General features: G+C 65.9%; 18 protein-coding genes. 13 read left to right on the plus strand and 5 right to left on the minus strand.

The features are described 5' to 3' along the window. From DBR10_RS01015 to DBR10_RS01035, 5 genes are all read left to right on the plus strand, one after another. Positions 1-1,237, plus strand: a 1,237-nt coding sequence (locus tag DBR10_RS01015; RefSeq protein WP_108556088.1) for a thiamine pyrophosphate-binding protein, incomplete at its 5' end; no start/stop codon positions are given. Positions 1,238-1,272: 35 nt separating this feature from the next. Then, the gene (gene rfbF, locus DBR10_RS01020; protein WP_272482597.1) at positions 1,273-2,055 is read left to right on the plus strand and encodes a glucose-1-phosphate cytidylyltransferase; all 783 of its coding nucleotides are present in this window, start codon (positions 1,273-1,275) and stop codon (positions 2,053-2,055) included. After that, complete coding sequence (rfbG, locus tag DBR10_RS01025; protein WP_108490033.1) at positions 2,055-3,149, plus strand: CDP-glucose 4,6-dehydratase; 1,095 nt, start codon at positions 2,055-2,057, stop codon at positions 3,147-3,149. Before rfbF ends, rfbG begins: the two co-directional genes overlap by 1 nt. Beyond that, on the plus strand, positions 3,146-4,483 hold the full coding sequence (gene rfbH / locus DBR10_RS01030; protein ID WP_108490032.1) for a lipopolysaccharide biosynthesis protein RfbH: 1,338 nt from the start codon (positions 3,146-3,148) through the stop codon (positions 4,481-4,483). Before rfbG ends, rfbH begins: the two co-directional genes overlap by 4 nt. Positions 4,484-4,485: 2 nt before the next feature. Beyond that, positions 4,486-5,466, plus strand: coding sequence for an NAD-dependent epimerase/dehydratase family protein (locus DBR10_RS01035; protein ID WP_108556089.1), 981 nt, complete (start codon positions 4,486-4,488; stop codon positions 5,464-5,466). A 130-nt stretch (positions 5,467-5,596) separates the two neighbouring features. Here the strand turns inward: DBR10_RS01035 and DBR10_RS01040 are convergent, their stop codons facing one another. The 3 genes from DBR10_RS01040 to tkt all read right to left on the minus strand — a co-directional run bounded on the left by DBR10_RS01040 (position 5,597) and on the right by tkt (position 9,213). Next, positions 5,597-6,193 (minus strand): ABC transporter ATP-binding protein, encoded by a 597-nt coding sequence (locus tag DBR10_RS01040; RefSeq protein WP_369831715.1) that lies wholly within the window; start codon positions 6,191-6,193, stop codon positions 5,597-5,599. A gap of 144 nt (positions 6,194-6,337) precedes the next feature. Next, on the minus strand, positions 6,338-7,171 hold the full coding sequence (locus tag DBR10_RS01045; RefSeq protein WP_158272220.1) for an ABC transporter permease: 834 nt from the start codon (positions 7,169-7,171) through the stop codon (positions 6,338-6,340). An 80-nt stretch (positions 7,172-7,251) separates the two neighbouring features. Next, positions 7,252-9,213, minus strand: a complete 1,962-nt coding sequence (gene tkt, locus DBR10_RS01050) for a transketolase (RefSeq protein ID WP_108505315.1) — start codon at positions 9,211-9,213, stop codon at positions 7,252-7,254. Positions 9,214-9,392: 179 nt separating this feature from the next. Between tkt and DBR10_RS01055 the strand changes: the two genes are divergently transcribed. After that, on the plus strand, positions 9,393-11,441 hold the full coding sequence (locus tag DBR10_RS01055; RefSeq protein ID WP_108505316.1) for an NAD(+) synthase: 2,049 nt from the start codon (positions 9,393-9,395) through the stop codon (positions 11,439-11,441). Here DBR10_RS01055 and DBR10_RS01060 read toward each other — a convergent pair. Then, positions 11,438-12,595, minus strand: coding sequence for an AGE family epimerase/isomerase (locus tag DBR10_RS01060; RefSeq protein WP_108505317.1), 1,158 nt, complete (start codon positions 12,593-12,595; stop codon positions 11,438-11,440). The two genes, DBR10_RS01055 and DBR10_RS01060, sit on opposite strands and share 4 nt — an antisense overlap. Positions 12,596-12,733: 138 nt before the next feature. Here DBR10_RS01060 and DBR10_RS01065 point away from each other — a divergent pair, with 138 nt between their 5' ends. The 6 genes from DBR10_RS01065 (at position 12,734) to DBR10_RS01090 (ending at position 17,193) form a co-directional block, all read left to right on the plus strand. Further along, positions 12,734-13,282, plus strand: coding sequence for a D-glycero-alpha-D-manno-heptose-1,7-bisphosphate 7-phosphatase (locus DBR10_RS01065; RefSeq protein ID WP_108490581.1), 549 nt, complete (start codon positions 12,734-12,736; stop codon positions 13,280-13,282). Continuing rightward, positions 13,279-14,328, plus strand: a complete 1,050-nt coding sequence (rfbB, locus tag DBR10_RS01070; RefSeq protein ID WP_108505318.1) for a dTDP-glucose 4,6-dehydratase — start codon at positions 13,279-13,281, stop codon at positions 14,326-14,328. Before DBR10_RS01065 ends, rfbB begins: the two co-directional genes overlap by 4 nt. A 3-nt stretch (positions 14,329-14,331) precedes the next feature. Then, positions 14,332-15,216 carry a dTDP-4-dehydrorhamnose reductase gene (gene rfbD, locus DBR10_RS01075; protein ID WP_108505319.1) on the plus strand — a complete coding sequence of 295 codons (885 nt, stop codon included), beginning with the start codon at positions 14,332-14,334 and terminating at the stop codon, positions 15,214-15,216. After that, positions 15,213-16,088 carry a glucose-1-phosphate thymidylyltransferase RfbA gene (rfbA, locus tag DBR10_RS01080; RefSeq protein WP_108505320.1) on the plus strand — a complete coding sequence of 292 codons (876 nt, stop codon included), beginning with the start codon at positions 15,213-15,215 and terminating at the stop codon, positions 16,086-16,088. Before rfbD ends, rfbA begins: the two co-directional genes overlap by 4 nt. Positions 16,089-16,170: 82 nt before the next feature. Then, positions 16,171-16,824 (plus strand): fructose-6-phosphate aldolase, encoded by a 654-nt coding sequence (fsa, locus tag DBR10_RS01085; protein WP_108505321.1) that lies wholly within the window; start codon positions 16,171-16,173, stop codon positions 16,822-16,824. Positions 16,825-16,959: 135 nt separating this feature from the next. Beyond that, on the plus strand, positions 16,960-17,193 hold the full coding sequence (locus DBR10_RS01090) for a hypothetical protein (protein WP_108505322.1): 234 nt from the start codon (positions 16,960-16,962) through the stop codon (positions 17,191-17,193). A gap of 5 nt (positions 17,194-17,198) precedes the next feature. Here the strand turns inward: DBR10_RS01090 and DBR10_RS01095 are convergent, their stop codons facing one another. Further along, entirely contained in the window at positions 17,199-18,167 is a 969-nt protein-coding gene (locus DBR10_RS01095) for a mechanosensitive ion channel family protein (protein WP_369831716.1), read from the minus strand. Positions 18,168-18,329: 162 nt separating this feature from the next. On the opposite strand from DBR10_RS01095, the gene DBR10_RS19550 reads away from it, so the two are divergent. Then, positions 18,330-18,681: aminotransferase class I/II-fold pyridoxal phosphate-dependent enzyme (locus DBR10_RS19550; protein WP_442861103.1), on the plus strand; the 352-nt coding region annotated here is incomplete at its 3' end.

Genomic DNA, 18,681 nt, shown 5'->3' on the forward strand with positions numbered 1-18,681 from the left:
CCTCCAGACCACCCCGGCCGCCCCGGTGAACCCCCCTGCCGTCAGCGACGCCGACATCGCCGAGCTGGCCCGCCGCATCGCCGAGGCCAAACGCCCGGTTTTCCTGTTCGGCGGCGGCGTTTCGCGCGCCACAGCCGGTGCCCTGCAGGACGCCATGGCAAAGGCCGGCGTGCCGGTGACCGCAACCTGGAACGCCGCGGATCGGCTTTCCGAGGATCATCCGGCCTATTTTGGCCGCCCCAACACCTGGGGTCAGCGCTATTCGAACCTGATCGTGCAGCAGGCAGACCTGCTGGTGGCGGTCGGAACCCGGCTGAGCCTGCAGCAAAGCGGCTTCAACTGGCAGGAGTTCGTGCCGGTCGGTGACATCGTCCATATCGACTGCGACCCGGCGGAGCTGGCCAAGGGTCACCCGACGATCGCCTGGCCGATCTGCACCGACGCCAATGACCTGTTGCCACGGCTCTTCGCCGCCGACCTGGGCGAGCACGGGGCCTGGCTTGACTACTGTCGCCAGATCCGCGCCGGCCTGCCGCTGGTGGAAGCCAACAACACCGGCGAGGCCTATGTCTCGCCCTATGACCTGGTTACCACCCTGTCGACCCTGTGCACCAGCGAGGACACCGTCATCCCCTGCAGCAGCGGCGGGGCCTTCACCGTCATGATGCAGACCTTCGCCCAGAAGAAGGGCCAGATCATTGTCACCAACAAGGGCCTGGCCTCGATGGGCTACGGCCTGAGCGGCGCGATCGGCGCGGCGTTTGCGACCCGCCGCCGGACGATCCTCGTCGAGGGCGACGGCGGGTTCTCGCAGAACCTGCAGGAGATCGGCACCGCCGCGGTCAACAAGCTGGACCTCAAGATTTTCATCTTTGACGACAACGGCTACGCCTCGATCCGCTCGACCCAGATCAATTATTTCGGCGGACGCTATGTCGGCTGCGATCTGACGACGGGCCTGGGCCTCCCCAACTGGAGGAAGCTGTTCGCGACCTATGACGTGCCAGTCTACGAGGTCGGATACGGCTTTGAAAACGATCCTGAATTCCTCGGTCGTTTCAACGGGCCGGGCGTGCAGGCGTTCGTCGTGCCCGTCGACCCGCAACAGACCTATTTCCCGCGCATCACCAGCCGCATGGTTGAGGGCGGCGGGATGGTCTCCAATCCCTTGCACAAGATGACCCCGGACCTCGATGAGGACACCCGGGCGCGGCTCGCCGCCCATCTGCCCAACTGAAACGACGACCAGCAGGACCACCCAGGGGCTTAGTCATGTCGAACAATCCACGCATCAAAGCGGTCATTCTCGCCGGCGGAAAAGGCACGCGCCTGGCCGAGGAAACCCACATCCGCCCCAAGCCCATGGTCGAGATCGGGGGTCGGCCGATCCTGTGGCACATCATGAAGAGCTACAGCCACTACGGCGTGAATGACTTCGTGATCTGCTGCGGCTACCTGGGTCAGAAGATCAAGGAATACTTCCTCAACTACGCCTACCAGAACGCCGACATCACCATCGACATGAACGGTGGCGTCCGGGTTCATCAGAGCCACGCCGAGCCCTGGAACATCACCCTGGTCGACACGGGCCAGGAAACCATGACCGGTGGCCGCGTCCTGCGCATCGCCGACCACGTCCGCAATGATCCCTATTTCTGCCTCACCTACGGCGACGGGGTCTGTGACGTGAACATCGCCGACCTGCTTGAGTTCCACCGCAGCCATGGCCGGAAGGCCACCGTGACCGCCGTCAGCCCGCTGGCCCGGTTCGGCGCTCTGGAACTGGACGGCGTCGAGGTGAAGCACTTCATCGAAAAGCCCCAGCATGAGGCCGGCCTGATCAACGGCGGCTATTTCGTGCTCTCGCCGGCGGTGCTGGACCTGATCGAGCAGGACGACACGATCTTCGAAAAGCAGCCCCTGGAGACCCTGGCGTCGACCGGCCATCTGATGGCCTTCAAGCACGAGGGCTTCTGGCAGCCGATGGACACCATGCGCGACAAGCTGCATCTCGAAGAGCTGTGGGCCAACGGCGCGCCCTGGAAGTCCTGGTAATGAGCGCACTCCCCTCCGCCGCCTTCTGGCGCAACCAGCGGGTGTTCCTGACGGGACACACCGGGTTCAAGGGCGGGTGGACCGCACTCTGGCTGAAGCGTATGGGCGCAACGGTCTGCGGCTATGCCTTGCCCCCCTCAACGGAACCCTCGCTGTTCGCTGCCGCCGGGATCGGCGAGCAGATTGAATCGCACTTTGGCGACATTCGGGATCTGGATTCGATGCGCGAGGTCTTTGACGCCTTCGCGCCGACGATCGTGCTGCATATGGCGGCCCAGCCGCTGGTTCGCCTGTCGTATGCCCAGCCCCTGGAGACCTACAGCACGAACGTCATGGGCACGGCTCATGTGCTCGAGCTCGCCCGGGCGGCGCCGGGCGTAAAGGCCACCATCGTCGTCACGACGGACAAGTGTTACGAGAACGTCGAACAGATCTGGTCCTACCGCGAGAACGACCGTCTGGGTGGCCGGGACCCGTACAGCAACAGCAAGGCCTGCGCCGAACTGGTGACCTCGTCCTACTGGTGGTCCTATTTCTCCCAGCTTGAAGGCCAGGGCCTGGCCTCGGGCCGGGCCGGAAATGTCGTCGGCGGCGGAGACTGGTCCAAGGACCGTCTGGTGCCCGATCTGGTCGCGGCCTTTGCTGAAGACCGACCCGCGATCCTGCGGCGACCGGAAGGCGTCCGGCCCTGGCAACATGTGCTGGAGCCGGTCTGTGGCTACCTCCTCGCTGCCGAACTCATTGCCACGGCTCCAAAGGCCACCGCGCCTCCGGCCTGGAACTTCGGCCCGAACCCCGAGGGCAATGTCGAGGTCGGCAAGGTCGCCGAACTGCTCGTTGAAGCCTGGGGCGGGTCAGCCCGCTACGAGGTGCATCGCGACCCCAATGCCGTTCACGAAGCCACGCTGCTGACGCTGGATCAGACCAAGGCCCAGCGAGAGCTCGACTGGCGCCCGCGCTGGTCGCTGCAGCAAACCTTACAGAAGACCGCCGAATGGTATCGGGCCTACTATACGTCGCAGGACGTGCTGGCGGTCACCCATCAACAACTCGACGACTATACAGGCGTCCAGGCACCAGGATCAGCATCATGACAATCAGCAAGCAAGACCAGCTGGACGCCCTACGGAGCCAGATGATGGCCCTGGCCGGCCAGTATGCCGATCTGGCATACGCCCCCGCGCCGTTCGTACCCGGCGTTTCGCCGGTTCCGGTGTCCGGCAAGGTGGTCGGTGCCCCCGAACTGCAGAACCTGATCGACTCGTCGCTGGACCTCTGGCTGACCACCGGCCGGTTCAACGACCAGTTCGAAAAGCGCCTGGCCGACTTCATGGGCGTGCGCTTCGCCCTGACGGTCAATTCCGGCTCGTCGGCCAACCTGACGGCTACCTCGGCCCTCTGCTCGCCGATGCTGGGCGCCCGCGCCCTCAAGCCGGGTGATGAGGTGATCACCTGCGCCACCGGCTTCCCGACGACCGTGAACCCTGCCCTGCAGAACGGCCTGGTCCCGGTTTTCGTCGACGTCGACCTGCCGACCTACAACATCAAGCCCGACCTGATCGAAGCGGCGGTCACCGAGAAGACCAAGGCCATCATCATCGCCCACACCCTCGGCAATCCGTTTGACCTGGGTGAGGTCATGCGCGTGGCCGAGAAGCACAATCTCTGGGTCATCGAAGACAGCTGCGACGCCCTCGGCGCCAAGTATGACGACAAGCTGGTCGGCACCTTCGGCGACATCGGAACGGTCAGCTTCTACCCCGCCCACCACATCACCATGGGCGAAGGCGGCGCGGTCTGGACAGACCGTGGTGACCTCAAGCGCCTTCTGGAGTCGGTGCGCGACTGGGGTCGCGACTGCTACTGCCCGCCGGGCCAGGACAACACCTGCAACAAGCGCTTCAAGTGGAAGCTGGGCGACCTGCCGCGCGGCTACGACCACAAGTATACCTATTCCAATATCGGCTATAACCTGAAGATCACCGACATGCAGGCGGCGGTGGGCCTGGCCCAGTTCGACCGTCTTGAGGGCTTCATCGCGGCCCGCAATCGCAACTTCGGCGTACTGAAGGGCCTTCTGTCCGACATGCAGGACCACCTGATCCTGCCGGAGGCAACCCCGCGCTCCGAACCGTCATGGTTTGGCTTCCCGATCACGCTGCGAAGCGACGAGGAAGGCATCCGCGACGACCTGGTGCAGCATCTGAACGCCGCCGGCGTCGCCACCCGACTGCTGTTCGGCGGCAACCTGATCCGTCAGCCGTACATGAAGGGCCGCAACTGGCGGGTGTTCGGCGATCTGACCAATAGCGACAAGGTCATGACCTCGACGTTCTGGATCGGCCTCTATCCGGGCCTGACGGACGATCACCTGACCTATGCCTGCGAAACGATTGCCAAGTTCTTCCGCGAACGCAGCCGGACCTAGGCGTGACTTCACTGCCAGAACATCGCCAGGCCGCGCTCGCGCGGCTTGGCGAAACCCTGAACGGAGACGGGTCCCTTCGCCTCGCTATTACCGGGGCCACGGGGTGGCTCGGCGCGGCCCTGGCCGAGATGGCCCTCAGGGCCGGTCTCACCCCGGAAAACGGGCGACTGCGCCTGTTCGGGGCCCGGAGCCGACCGGTGCGGTTCGCCGGCGGCCAAGACCTCCCGGTCGAGGCCCTTGAAGGGGCACGGCCGCTGGAGGGCGACGGCTGGCTAGTCGCCCATTTTGCCTTCCTGGGCAAGGAGCGCACGGTCGACCTGTCGCCCGAGGCCTTTTCCGCCGCCAACGATGCCGTCCTGACCCAGGTCCAGGCCTTGCTGGCGGGAACAACCGCCGCCAGGGTGATTTTTGCATCCTCCGGCGCGGCCTACAGCCCTCTGGGCGGCATGGTCCGTACGCTGGTCGAGAGCCCCTATGGCTATCTCAAGGTACTCCACGAGAAGGCCCTGACGGACTGGTGCCGAAGCCACGGCTTTCCCCTGGTGATCCCGAGGGTTTTCAACGTCGGCGGCCCGCACGGAAACAAGCTTGGCCTGTATGCCATGTCGTCACTCATTCAGGCGGCGATGCAGGGCGGGCCCCTGGTCATCAAGGCGAAAAGACCGGTGTTCCGGTCCTATGTGCACGTCGAGGAGTTGATGGCCGTGCTCTGCGACTTGGCGGTTCGCGCGGAGCTTGAAGAGACGCTGGTGTTTGATACCGGCGGCCGGGAAGTGGTCGAGGTCGGCGATCTGGCCGGCATGATCGCCGAACGATTCAATCTGGATCGCAGCACGATCGAACGCGACTATGATCCGGGGCAACCCGAGGACTGGTATGTCGGCGCGCCGCGCGTCTATCAGGCCGCCGTCGCGCGCGCGGGGCTGGAAGCCATCACCCTGGCCCAGATCGTTGATGATGCGATCCTGGACATGACCCCCTGAGCCAGGACGGTCGACCCGCCTGCGGCCACGCCGGGATCCCTGGGCCAGCGCAATGTCCCCAAAGACCCGGACTTTGGTTTCGTCATCGCGGCGGCCTGAGCCGGCCGCGATCCCGGGCAGATCGCGGCGTTTAGGCGTCCAGCTGATCGACGGGCATGATCGGGCCCGCACGGCCCCCGTCCATCCGGATCACCTTGTTGCAGAAGGTTCTGATGATGTCGGGGCTGTGCGAAGCAAGGACGAGGATGCGGGTTTTCTCAACCAGCGACGTCAGGCGTTCATGCGCCGAGCCCTGGAACTCTGCATCGCCGACAGCGATCCACTCGTCCATAAGCAGGATGTCAGCCTCAACCGCCGTCGAGGCTGCGAAGGCGAGACGTGCTTGCATGCCCGCAGAATAGGTCTTCAGGGGCATGGCCAGAAAGGCGCCCAGGCCGCTGAACTCGGCGATCTGCGGGAGCTTTTCCTCAATCATCTGCGACGGCATCCCGACCATCAGGCAGCGAAGCCGGATGTTTTCCAGGCCTGTCGCAGACGGATCGAGGCCCATTGACAGGTCGAGGAGCGAAGCGACCCGGCCCTGCACTGTCAGATTGCCTTCGTCGGGAATATAGGCCCCGGCCAGCGTTCGCAGCAGGGTCGTCTTGCCCGAGCCGTTTGACCCGATGATCCCAAGCCGGTCTCCGGCCTTCAGTTCGAGGGAAACGTTCCGCAAGGCAGTGACCATGGTGGTCCCGCGCCACGAGGCCAGCTGGCCGCCGACACGAATCCGGGCCAGGTACTTTTTCAAAGACCGGTTATCAACCCCGTAGACGGGAAAGCGCAGCGTCAAACCATGCGCAGAGATCGCAGAGGTCATTTTCTTTGATGCCTAAAGGAAATGGACGATACGCCGACGCGTCGCGGTGAATACGGCGAAAGCCGTCAACCAGCCGATCAGCGCTGCCGAGGCCAGAACCGGAAGCGTTCTGTGATCCAGGGGCGCGCCGATCATGGGCGACCTTAGAGCATCGAGAAGATAGTAGAAGGGATTGAAGTCAAGAATGTAACGATGACGCGAGATGTTGCCGGGCAACCAGAAGACTGGCGTCATGAACAAGACAAATTGAACCATCGAGGTGACAATTTGCGGGATGTCGCGAAAGCGCGCCGAAATGATCCCGAGCAGAAGTATTGCCCAGCTGACATTAGCCAGGATCAGTGCGAGGCCGATGAGCGTGAAGGGCACATTTACTGTCTTCCAGAAACCCAACAGGATCGCAGCAGCCGCAATCGCTACGAAGTTATGCGCAAAGTAGATGAGGTTGCGCATCAGCACGCGCCAGACGAATACCATCATCGGGATGGCGGCCTGCCGCAACATGCCCGTTGCAGCAATGAACGTATCCGAGCCCTCAATCAGGCACGACGAGACAAAGCCCCATGTCAGGAAGCCCACAGCAACCCAAGGGAGGTAATCTCGAACGCTTACGTTAAAAAGTTGAGTGTTGAGAAGCGTCAGGCCGCTGATCAGCGCAGCCATGGTTATAGTAATCCACCAGGGGCCCAACACTGAGCCTCGATACTTGGCCTTTATATCAAGCCCGGCCAGAGCAGAAGAAAGTCGGAGCTGTTGAATAGAATCGAAAAAATCGCGACCAGCAGCCTTGATTTCAGAGCCCAGTGATCCACGACCGCCGGCACGATATATCGGTTCTACCTGCATGAATTTCCCGAGCATCTCATCGCGGTGCGGTTACTATCAAACATGGAAAGGTCCCACAAGGACTGCACGGCTGCGGAAGTCTAGCCCGCCGCCGCCGCCACGGCCTCAGCCGTAATGCCGAACTCCTTGTAGAGCCGCTCGAAGGGTGCGCTGGCGCCGAAGCCCGTCATGCCGACGAACTGGCCGCCTTCACCGATGAAGCGCTCCCAGCCCTGACGGACGCCCGCCTCGACGGCGATGCGGACCGGGGCCTTGCCAAGGACCTGGGCTTGGTAGGCCGCCGGCTGGCGGTCGAACAGTTCCCAGCAGGGGACCGAGACCACGCGGGTCGGCTTGCCCTGGGCCTGCAGGATATCGCGCGCCGCGACGGCAACGCCGATCTCGGTGCCGGTGGCGAAGATCGTCACCGCCGCCTCGCCACCCTCAGCCGCCAGCAGCTCATAGGCGCCCCTGGCCGACAGGTTTTCCGCACCGGTGGTACGCACGGCCGGCGTCTTCTGGCGCGACAGGGCCATGATCGACGGGGTCGACTTGTGCTCGAGGGCCAGTTTCCAGCACTCGGCGGCTTCCACCGCGTCGGCCGGACGGAAGACCAGCAGGTTGGGCATGGCCCGCAAGCTGGCCAGGTGCTCGACCGGCTGGTGGGTCGGGCCGTCTTCGCCCAGACCGATGCTGTCATGGGTCATGACGTGAATGACCCGCACGCCCATCAGGGCCCCCAGGCGGATGGCGGCGCGGCTGTAGTCCGCAAAGGCCATAAAGGTGCCCGAATAGGGAATGACGCCGCCGTGCAGGGCCATGCCGTTCATGGCCGCTGCCATGCCGAACTCGCGCACACCGTAGTGAACATAGCGGCCGGCATAGTCGGGGGCGTCGAACGCCTTCATGCCCTTGACGAAGGTGTTGTTGGAGCCGGTCAGGTCGGCCGAGCCGCCGATCATCTCGGGGATGGACGGCGTCAGGTGCTCGAGGGCCGAGCCCGAGTGCACGCGCGTGGCATTGACCGGCTTGCCGGCGGCAGCCGCGGCAATGTGGGCGTCGACCGCTTCGAAGGCCCCGGCGGGCAGGTCACCCTTCATGGCCCGGGTGAAGTCCGCGCCCTGGGCCGAGGTCTTGACGCCGGCTTCCCAGGCCTTGCGGACCCGCGCGCCGCGACGGCCCACGCTCTTCCAGGCCTTGGCGATGTCTTCGGGCAGGGTGAAGGGGGCCGCATCCCAGCCCATGGCCTTGCGGGCCTCGGCGATCTCGCCGTCGAACAGGGTGTAGCCGTGGCTGTGGGGGTCGCCTTCTTTCGGGCCCGCGCCTTTGGAGATCAGCGTCTTGCACGCGATCATCGAGGGGCGGTCCTGCTTGGTGGCCCAGCGCAGGGCGGCAGCGATCTTGCCGTGGTCATGGCCGTCGACGACCTTGACCGCCCAGCCGGCGGCCTTGAAGCGCGCGACCTGGTCACCGGTCTCGGCAATGGTGGCGACGCCGTCGATGGTGGTGTTGTTGTCGTCGAACAGCACGGTCAGCTTGGCGAGCTTCAGGCGACCGGCGATGCTGATGGCTTCGTGGCTGACGCCCTCCATCAGGCAGCCGTCACCGGCAATCACCCAGGTGCGGTGATCGACGAGGTCCTTGCCGAACCGGGCCGACAGGTGGGCCTCGGCCATGGCCATGCCGACCGAGGTGGCCAGGCCCTGACCCAGCGGGCCGGTGGTGCATTCCACGCCCGGCGTGTGATGCACTTCGGGGTGGCCGGGGGTCAGTGAGCCCCACTGACGGAAGTTCTCGATCTCCTTCATCGTCACGGCCTTGTAGCCGGTCAGATGCAGCAGGCTGTACAGCAGCATCGAGCCGTGGCCGGCCGACAGCACGAAGCGGTCGCGGTCGGCCCAGTCGGGCCTGGAGGCGTCGAACTTGAGGAACTTGCTCCACAGCACCGTCGCCACGTCGGCCATGCCCATCGGCATGCCCTGGTGACCGGACTTGGCCTTGTGGACCGCTTCCATGGAGAGGACGCGGATCGCGTCGGCCATCTTGATGGGCGAAACGGGCATGGGCTCGACTTTATTTCTTTATGTTTTGCAGGGCTGCGCGAGGCGCGAGGTCGCACGACGCCCCCTTTGGGTCAAGACATCGGGCGCCGCGCCGCGCAACGCTGGTCAAGGCGTTGCAGACGGGCTATAGCTAGGCCCCCTTATGCTCACTTTCAGCATAACTCGGAAAGGTTCAGCGCTTGGCCAGCCCGTCGTTCTTTTCGCCCTGGCGTCACGGCTTCGTCCGGGTCGGCACCGCTGTCCCGAAGGTGAAGCTGGCCGATCCGCTGACCAATGCCCGGGCCGTGCTGGATCTCGTCCGGCAGGCCGAGGCCTCGGGCGTCGGGGTCCTGGTGTTCCCGGAGCTGGGCCTGACCGGCTATTCCATCGAAGACCTGCTGCAGCAGGACGCCCTGCTGGAGGCGGTGGAGGCGGCGATCGCCGTCCTGGCCCGGGCCAGCGAGGACCTCTCACCGCTGTTTGTCGTAGGGGCCCCGCTGCGGGACGGCGGGCGGCTCTACAATACCGCCGTCGCCCTCCAGGGCGGCCGGGTTCTCGGGGTGATCCCGAAGAGCTTCCTGCCCAACTATCGCGAGTTCTATGAGCGCCGCTGGTTCACCCCGGGGGCCGGGGTGGTCGGCCGCAGCCTGACCCTGGCCGGCCAGACCGTGCCCTTCGGCACCGACCTGCTGCTGCGAGGCGAGGACGCCGGGTCGGGTGCCGCCCCCTTCACGGTCGGGATCGAGATCTGCGAGGATGTCTGGACCCCGACCCCGCCGAGCACAGCCCAGGCCCTGGCCGGGGCCGAGATCCTGCTGAACCTGTCGGCCAGCAACATCACCATCGGCAAGTCCCAGACCCGCCGCCTGCTCTGTGCCGGCCAGTCGGCCCGGGCGATTGCGGCCTATGTCTATTCCGCCGCCGGAGCCGGCGAGAGCTCGACCGACGTGGCCTGGGACGGCCATGCCGACATCCACGAAATGGGCACCCTGCTGGCCGAGACCCGCCGCTTTGCGACCGGACCGGTGATGGCCTTTGCCGATGTCGATGTCGCGCGGATCCGCCAGGAACGGATGCGGGTGGTCAGTTTCGGGGATGCGGCCGCAGCGGCCCCGCCGGAGACGCCGTTCCGCGTCGTGCCGTTCGCGGTCTCGCCGCCGGCCGGCGACCTTGCCCTGGCCCGGCCGATCGAGCGCTTTCCCTTCACCCCGTCCGATCCCGCCCAGCTGGCCGAGAACTGCTACGAGGCCTACAATATCCAGGTCCAGGGCCTGGCCCGGCGGATCGAGGCCTCGGGCCTCGGCAAGCTGGTGATCGGCATTTCGGGCGGGCTGGACTCCACCCAGGCCCTGATCGTCGCCGCCAAGGCCATGGACCAGCTGGGCCTGCCGCGCAGCAACATCCTGGCCTTCACCCTGCCCGGCTTTGCGACCTCGGAACGCACCAAGTCCAATGCCTGGGCGCTGATGAAGGCGATGGGCGTCACCGCCGCCGAGATCGACATCCGCCCGGCCGCCGAAGTGATGCTGAAAGACCTCGACCACCCCTATTCGCGGGGCGAGCCGGTCTATGACGTGACCTTCGAGAACGTCCAGGCCGGCCTGCGCACCGACTACCTGTTCCGCCTGGCCAACCACAATGGCGGCCTCGTCGTCGGCACGGGCGACCTGTCAGAGCTGGCGCTGGGCTGGTGCACCTATGGCGTCGGCGACCAGATGAGCCACTACAACCCCAACAGCGGGGTCTCCAAGACGCTGATCCAGCACCTGATCCGCTTTGTGGCCCATTCGGGCGATGTGGATGCTGCGACTACCGCCCTGCTGGAAGACATCCTGGCCACCGAGATCTCGCCCGAACTGGTGCCGGGGGCGGCGGTGCAGGCCACCGAAAGCTTCGTCGGCCCCTACGCCCTGCAGGACTTCAATCTCTACTATTTCAGCCGCTACGGCATGGCCCCGTCGAAGATCGCCTTCCTGGCCTGGAGCGCCTGGCATGATGCCACGACCGGAGCCTGGCCGGTCGGCACCCCCGACAGCGCCCGCAAGGCCTATGACCTACCGGAGATCAGGCGCTGGCTGGAGCTGTTCCTGAAGCGCTTCTTCGCCAACCAGTTCAAGCGCTCGGCCATGCCCAACGGCCCCAAGATCTCGTCCGGCGGAGCCCTGTCGCCGCGCGGCGACTGGCGGATGCCGTCCGACGCCACGGCCGGGGTCTGGCTGGACGAGCTGAAGGCCAATATGCCGGACTAGAGCAAGGCCTCCACCGCCCGGTCCAGCTCCAGGATCGCGCAGACGATGTGGTAGAACGAGCTGGCCGGGGCGGCCTCGTCGACGAAGCTGCCGTCGGCCTGCAGCTTGTCGTGCCAGAGGCCCGGCACGGGCGTGTCGAAATATTTCAGCAGGCCCTCGACACCGCCGGCGATGGTCGACTTCCAGCGCGGGTCGCCGGTGACCTGCAGGGCCAGGACACCGGCCTTGATCCGCTCGGTCTGGGCCCAAAGCCGGGCCACGTCATCATGCACGCTCATGTCGTCGAGCAGGGCGAAGATCGCCACGCCGCGGGCCGGATCGACGCCCGGGCCGTCGCCGATCTCGATCATCCGCAGCGCCACCGGCACGACATCAGGCCGACCGGCCAGCCGGCTCCAGCGCAAGAGCAGCCAGGCCCACTCGAACTGGTGGCCCGGCTCGACGATCCGACCGGCCACGCCGGGGGCCGGATTCCAGTCGCCATCGTAATATTCGCGCAGGCCGCCGGAGACCGGATCGATGAACCGGGTCAGGGCCAGCTCGGCGATCTCGTCGGCCATGGCTCGCCACCGGGCGTCGCCGCCGGCCTCGACCCAGGCCAGGCTGGCCTCGAACAGGTGCATGTGCGGATTGGACAGCAAGGGCAGCGTGCGGGGCACGCTTTCCTCAAACCCGGCCACGGGATGTTTCAGGGTGGCGTAGAGCCGGTCGCGCAGGGCCACGGCCAGTTGCGGCAGGTCGGTGCGCTCGGGGAGGACCTGGGCGGCCATGGCCAGGCCGAACAGGCCGAAAGCCTGATCATAGAGATCAACCCGGTCGTCCAGCGGCGTGCCGTCGCTGGCCACCAGGGTCCGCATGAAGCCGTCTGGCCGCTGATAGCGCGACAGATAGAAATCGAGACCATGGGTCAGGGCCTCGCGCCACGGGCCCTGCCAGCCCAGCAGGCCGGCGACGGCAAAGGAATAGATCTGGCGCGGCTGCACCCGGGCCCGGCGCGGGGCCTCGACCGCGACGCCGTCCTGGCCGATCTTCTCGAAGAACCCGCCCCCGGCGTGGTCGGCCCCGACCGTCCACCAGAGCGGAAAGGCCCTGTCCAGCGCCCAGCTCTTGAGCTGGTCACGCAGAAGGGTCAGGTCGGTATCAACAGCCGTCATTTCAGATCCCCCAGACCGAGGCGGCCTTGATAGACGCCTGCTCACCGGGAGGGAACTGCTCCTCGCCCGACGCCGCCCGGTCTGTTCTCCAAAGCTCGGCTCTTGTCGCGAGACGGGCGCTCGCTTAATCCGTCAATCATGTCGAGTAGCGCGCAGGTGAAGGCTGTCTTTCTGGACCGGGACGGCGTGCTGAACGTCGATCATGGCTATGTCCACGATCCGGCAGAGTTTGAGTGGATGGCCGGCGCGCGTGAAGCGGTCGCCGCCCTCACCCGGGCCGGACTGCGCCTGATTGTGGTCACGAACCAGTCGGGTGTCGCCCGCGGCTATTATGACGAGGCAGCGGTCGTTTCGCTGCACGCTGTGATGCAGGCCGAGTTTCAGCGAAGCGGGGGGCGGATCGACGCCTTCTACTACTGTCCCTTTCACCAGGACGCCGTCGTCGAGACCTACCGCCATGCCGACCATCCCGACCGCAAGCCCAACCCCGGCATGATCCTCCGCGCCCTCGATGAGACCGGGCTCGTCGCGAGCGACTGCGTCCTGATCGGCGACAATCTGTCCGACCTTGAAGCCGCCCGTCGGGCCGGCATGGAAGGCTTCCTGTTTTCCGGCGGCAACCTGATGACCTTTATTCGCGAGACCTTCGGCGACCGGATCCCTGGCCTGGACGAGGCGGTGTCTTGAAGATCCTGATCACCGGAGGCGCCGGCTTCATCGGATCGAGCCTGGTCCGCACGGCGCTGGGGGCCGGCCATGCCGTCATCAACCTCGACGCCCTGACCTATGCCGGAGACCTGGCCAATCTGGCGGAGGTCCGTGAGCATCCGGCCTATGTCTTCGAGCACGGTGACATCGCCGACCGTGCCGTCGTTGACGCGATCTTCAAGCGTCACGCGCCGGACGCGGTCCTGCACCTCGCAGCCGAGTCTCACGTTGACCGGTCAATCGATGGGCCGATGGCCTTCGTACGGACCAATGTGCTGGGCACGGCGGTGCTGCTGGAAGCCGCCCGGACCTGGTGGCGGCATCTGCCTGAGGACCGGGCCGCCGCCTTCCGCTTTGTCCATGTCTCGACGGATGAGGTCTATGGCGCCCTCGCGGCCGATGACCCGGCCTTCGACGAGCACTCGCCGCTCGACCCGACATCGCCCTATTCGGCCAGCAAGGCATCATCGGATCTTCTGGCCCGCGCCTGGCAGCGAACCTATGGCCTGCCCGTGGTCGTCACCTCGTGTTCCAACAACTACGGGCCGCGCCAGTTTCCCGAGAAGCTGATCCCGACCGTCATCCTGAACGCGCTCGCGGGGCAGCCCATCCCCGTCTATGGCGACGGCCAGCAGGTGCGCGACTGGCTGTTCGTCGAGGACCATGCGCGGGCCCTGTTGCGCGTGCTGGAGGCCGGCCGCCCCGGCGAGACCTATCTGATCGGCGGAGAAGCCGAGCGGACCAACCTGCAGCTGGTGACCGGAATCTGCGAGATCCTGGACCGCCTCGTCCCCGCCAACGCCCCGCGCGGCAACCTGGTGACCCATGTTCGTGACCGGCCCGGCCACGACCGGCGCTACGCGATCAATGCGGCGAAGCTGCGGGACGAGCTGGGATGGCGGCCCTCGACGCAATTCCAGGACGGTCTTGAACAGACGGTCCGCTGGTATCTCGACAACGAGGCCTGGTGGCGAACCATCCAGGCGCGCGGCTTTACCGGTGAACGCCTTGGCGGCGGGGTCTGACGCATGAAGATACTGCAGTTCGGGCAAACCGGTCAGGTTTCCCGGGCGATGATCGCCGAGGCGACAGCCGGCACAGTGACCCTGGTGGCCCTGTCACGCCAGGACGTCGATCTGACCGATACTGCGGCGATCCGGCAAATCATCGCGGAGGCCGATTGCGACCTCGTGGTCAATTGCGCCGGGTTCACCCTTGTGGACCGCGCCGAAGCCGAGCCTGAGGCCGCCATGGCGGCCAATGCGGCCGCGCCGGCGGCCATGGCCCTGGCCTGCAGCAGGCGCGATCTGCCCCTGGTCCATCTGTCCACGGACTGCGTGTTCGACGGCCGGCTGGATCGTCCCTATCGCGAAACCGATGACCCTCGCCCCCTGTCCGTCTATGGGCGCAGCAAGCTGGAAGGCGAAACCGCCGTCCTGGCCTGGGAAAAGGGCGTCGTTCTGCGGATTTCGTGGGTCTTTTCGCGGTTTGGCCGCAATTTCATTCGGACCATGCTGGAACTGGGTCGCGCGCGCGACGTCCTGAACATCGTCGCGGACCAGTACGGCAACCCGACCGACGCCACTGCGCTGGCGCAGTTTATCCTGACGACGGCACCGCGCTGGGCGTCGGCACCCGCCGGTGACCCTGGTTTTGGCTGTTTCCACTTCACAAACCAGGGCTCGACCTCACGCCACGCGCTGGCTGAAGCGGCCCTGGCGCGCGACCCCCAGACCCGCGCCAGGGTCTTGCCGATCCTGAAGCGCGACTATCCGGAACCCGCCGCGCGCCCCCTGAACGGCCGGCTGGATTGCACCAGGCTGACGGACGTGTTCGGTTGGACACCGTCGCCCTGGCGACCCGCCGTGGAACAGGCCACCGACTGGATTCTCGCTGAAGGACTGGACTCATGAGGCGTGGAATCATCCTGGCCGGCGGCTCCGGCAGCCGCCTAGCTCCCCTGACCGTGGCGGTCAGCAAGCAGCTCCTGCCTGTCTATGACAAACCGATGATCTACTATCCGCTTTCCGTCCTGATCCTGGCCGGCGTGCGCGAAATCCTGATCGTGACCAACCCGCATGACGAGGCTGCCTTTCGTCGCCTGCTCGGTGACGGCTCCCAGCTGGGTCTGCGCATTGAATACCAGTCCCAGTTGGCCCCGGACGGCATCGCCCAGGCACTGATCCTGGGCGAGCGCTTCCTTGATGGTGCGCCCAGCGTTGTGGTGCTCGGCGACAATATCTTCTTCGGGGCCGGCTTTACGGAAACCCTGAACCGCGCGGCGGCGCGCGCAACTGGCGCAACCGTCTTCGGCTATCCGGTCGCCGACCCCCAACGCTATGGCGTTGTTGAGGTTGATCCGGCCGGAAAGGCCCTGTCCATTGAAGAGAAACCGGCCCGGCCAAGGTCACGCATCGCTGTAACCGGCCTGTATTTCTACGATGAACAGGCCCCGGCCATCGCGCGCGGCCTCAAGCCTTCGGCCAGGGGTGAGCTGGAAATTACGGATGTGAACCGCGCCTACCTGGACGCCGGGACGCTGAATGTTGAACGTCTGAGCCGGGGCTTTGCCTGGTTCGATACCGGAACACACGAGTCCCTGATTGAGGCGGGCGAATATGTGAGAGCCATCGAGCAGCGCCAGGGTTTCCGCCCGGGCTGCATCGAGGAAGCCGCCTTCAACATGGGCCTGATCGGCGTTGATCAGTTGCGGCGTCTGGCGGGCGACGCCCCCAAAACGGGCTACCATCTCTATCTGAGACGCCTGGCCGACGGCGAAGACTAGCGCTGGCGAGATCGTCCTGCGTTCTGTAGACGAAGGGCAAAAAAATCAGCCCCACACACAATTACTCAAGGCGCGCAGGCCCATGCAAATCTTCCTCGACAGCACCGACACCAAGGTCATCGCCGACCTGGCCTCCACCGGACTGGTGGACGGCGTAACCACCAATCCGACCCTGATTGCCAAGGCCGGCCGGCCGATGCTGGAGGTGATCGCCGAAATCTGTGATCTGGTGCCCGGCCCGATCAGCGCCGAAGTCGCGGCGACCACCGCCGATGCCATGATCGCCGAAGGCCAGAAACTGGCCTCCATCGCCCCCAATGTCGTGGTCAAGCTGCCCCTGACCCGCGACGGCCTGATCGCCTGCGCCGCCTTTGCCGGCGAGGGTATCTCGACCAATGTCACCCTCTGCTTCTCGGCAACCCAGGCCCTGCTGGCCGCCAAGGCCGGCGCGACCTTCATTTCGCCCTTCATCGGCCGCCTCGATGACTACGGGTTCGACGGCACGGACCTGATCCGCGACATCCGCACCATCTATGACAACTACGGCTACGAGACCGAGATCCTGGCCGCCTCGGTGCGCAATGTTGCCCACGTCAAGGAGGCCGCGATTGTCGGCGCTGACGTCGTCACCATCCCCCCGTCGGTATTTGCTGACCTGTTCAAGCATCCGCTGACCGACAAGGGGCTCGAGCAGTTCCTGAAGGACTGGGCAGGCACCGGTCAGTCGATTCTTTAGGCAGGAACCTGGCCTGGAGGGCCCGTGCCGTGCACCGGTGCCCTCCAGGTGACCCATGATCACTCTTTCCGGATCCGGCCTGCCCCGAAGGTCGCCCTGCCGCGTTAGGCTGGGACCACTCCCGGGGAAGTCACCATGGTTCAGCCCGACGTCACCACCGAGATTCGGCTCGCCGACTCTGACGAAGCCGCGCGCTTCAACGATTTCATCGGCAGCTTTCTGTCGGCCAACGACTTTCCGTTCGTGATCATCCACAACGCGCCCGAGCTCTCGGGCTCCAGCCGTCGGGTTCTGTTCGAGGACGCCGTCGTCAGCCGCAAGTTTGCCCGCGAATGGACCCGGCGGCGGGGAGCCCTGGGCGAAGCCTGAGGGGTCTAGCCGGCGGGCGGGGCCTCGGTCCCGGCCTTGCGGCGGCGACGCGGGGTCTTCAGCCCGAACAGGTGGTGCTCGCCCTCGCCGGGCATGGCCGGCGACGGATCGACCGCCTTGGACGGCCGCGGGGCCGGCAGGTCCTGGCGGGCCGGATCCTCGGACAGGAGATGGGCGGTCAGCATCAGGTCGGTCCGCACGGCCGCGAAATCCTCTTTCGCGGTCCAGGCGCGGATGGCGGCCTGGGCGAAGGCCTCCGACAGGTCGGTGACCTCGATCTGCACGGCCGGGTCCTTGCGGATGCGCGCGTCGCCCTCAGCCCGCTCGCGCAGGCGCTTGAGCACGGCGACCAGATCGGTCTTCAGCGGAACCTTGAACAGCACGTCCACCCGCCGGGTGCGATGGGCGGAGTAGTTGAGGATCACATCCCCGAAGACCTTGCTGTTGGGGATCATCACCTTGACGTTGTCGGCCGTGGCGATCTCGGTGAACAGCAGGTCCAGCGACTTGACCGTCCCGACCCGGGTCACGGTCTCGATGGTGTCGCCGACCCGGTAGGGCCGGAACAGCAGGATCATCACCCCGGCCGCCACATTCGACAGCGCGCCCTGCAGGGCCAGACCGATGGCCAGGGAGGCCGCGCCCAGCACGGCGATGATCGAGGTGGCCTGGACGCCCAGCTGCTGCAGAACGGCCACCAGTCCGACAGCGATCACGGCATAGCGCACCAGGGACGCGCCGAAGGTCTGTAGGGTGGGATCGGGGTTGGACCGGTGCACGCGCGTCAGGGCCCGACGCACCACACCGGCCAGCCAGCCCGCCGTCCAGAAGGTCAGCAGCAGGATCAGGGCCGCAACGACCAGATTGACGGCCACCTGGCCCAGCCAGTCGATGAAATGGCCCAGCATGGTCTCGTCGGCCTTCATGGTCGCCAGGGACGGCAGGGATTTGGGCAGCGATGGCGGCGTCTTGATCATGGCTCTCTCGATGGCGCCCCCGCGCCGGCGGGTCAACGCACGGACCCGCCGGCGCGTTGCCGGAACGGCGGACGACACGGTTCTGCTTCGCTCCCCGGAAACAGTCGGTTACATCAATTGGCTACACCTGCAGGCCTTCCGCCTCTAAGAGCGCCGCCCATGAGCATGCCTTTCATCGACCTCGCCGCGCAGCAGCGCCGGATCCGCGACAAGATCGACGCCGCCATCGCCGGCGTACTCGACAGCGGGGCCTATGTGATGGGCCCGCAGGTCCGCGAGTTCGAGGCGAAACTGGCGGCGTTCGGCGAGGCCAGGCTGGCCCTGTCCTGCGCCAACGGCACCGACGCCATCGCCCTGCCGCTGATGGCCTGGGGGATCGGACCGGGGGACGCGGTGTTCTGCCCCTCGTTCACCTTCGCCGCGACGCCCGAAGTCGTGCCGTGGGTGGGGGCCACCCCGGTGTTCGTCGATGTGCTGAGCGACACTTTCAACATCGATCCCGCCCGGCTTG

The organism is Caulobacter sp. HMWF025 (genome assembly GCF_003060965.1).
Taxonomy (GTDB): domain Bacteria; phylum Pseudomonadota; class Alphaproteobacteria; order Caulobacterales; family Caulobacteraceae; genus Caulobacter.

Excerpts from the sequence above, each read along its gene's own strand:
- DBR10_RS01060 (WP_108505317.1), bottom strand. The coding sequence starts at position 12,595 with ATGACGGCTGTTGATACCGACCTGACCCTTCTGCGTGACCAGCTCAAG.
- tkt (WP_108505315.1), bottom strand. The coding sequence starts at position 9,213 with ATGCCCGTTTCGCCCATCAAGATGGCCGACGCGATCCGCGTCCTCTCC.
- rfbH (WP_108490032.1), top strand. The coding sequence starts at position 3,146 with ATGACAATCAGCAAGCAAGACCAGCTGGACGCCCTACGGAGCCAGATG.
- rfbG (WP_108490033.1), top strand. The coding sequence starts at position 2,055 with ATGAGCGCACTCCCCTCCGCCGCCTTCTGGCGCAACCAGCGGGTGTTC.
- rfbD (WP_108505319.1), top strand. The coding sequence starts at position 14,332 with ATGAAGATACTGCAGTTCGGGCAAACCGGTCAGGTTTCCCGGGCGATG.
- fsa (WP_108505321.1), top strand. The coding sequence starts at position 16,171 with ATGCAAATCTTCCTCGACAGCACCGACACCAAGGTCATCGCCGACCTG.
- DBR10_RS01040 (WP_369831715.1), bottom strand. The coding sequence starts at position 6,193 with ATGGTCACTGCCTTGCGGAACGTTTCCCTCGAACTGAAGGCCGGAGAC.
- DBR10_RS01065 (WP_108490581.1), top strand. The coding sequence starts at position 12,734 with ATGTCGAGTAGCGCGCAGGTGAAGGCTGTCTTTCTGGACCGGGACGGC.
- DBR10_RS01045 (WP_158272220.1), bottom strand. The coding sequence starts at position 7,171 with ATGCAGGTAGAACCGATATATCGTGCCGGCGGTCGTGGATCACTGGGC.
- rfbA (WP_108505320.1), top strand. The coding sequence starts at position 15,213 with ATGAGGCGTGGAATCATCCTGGCCGGCGGCTCCGGCAGCCGCCTAGCT.
- rfbF (WP_272482597.1), top strand. The coding sequence starts at position 1,273 with ATGTCGAACAATCCACGCATCAAAGCGGTCATTCTCGCCGGCGGAAAA.
- DBR10_RS01090 (WP_108505322.1), top strand. The coding sequence starts at position 16,960 with ATGGTTCAGCCCGACGTCACCACCGAGATTCGGCTCGCCGACTCTGAC.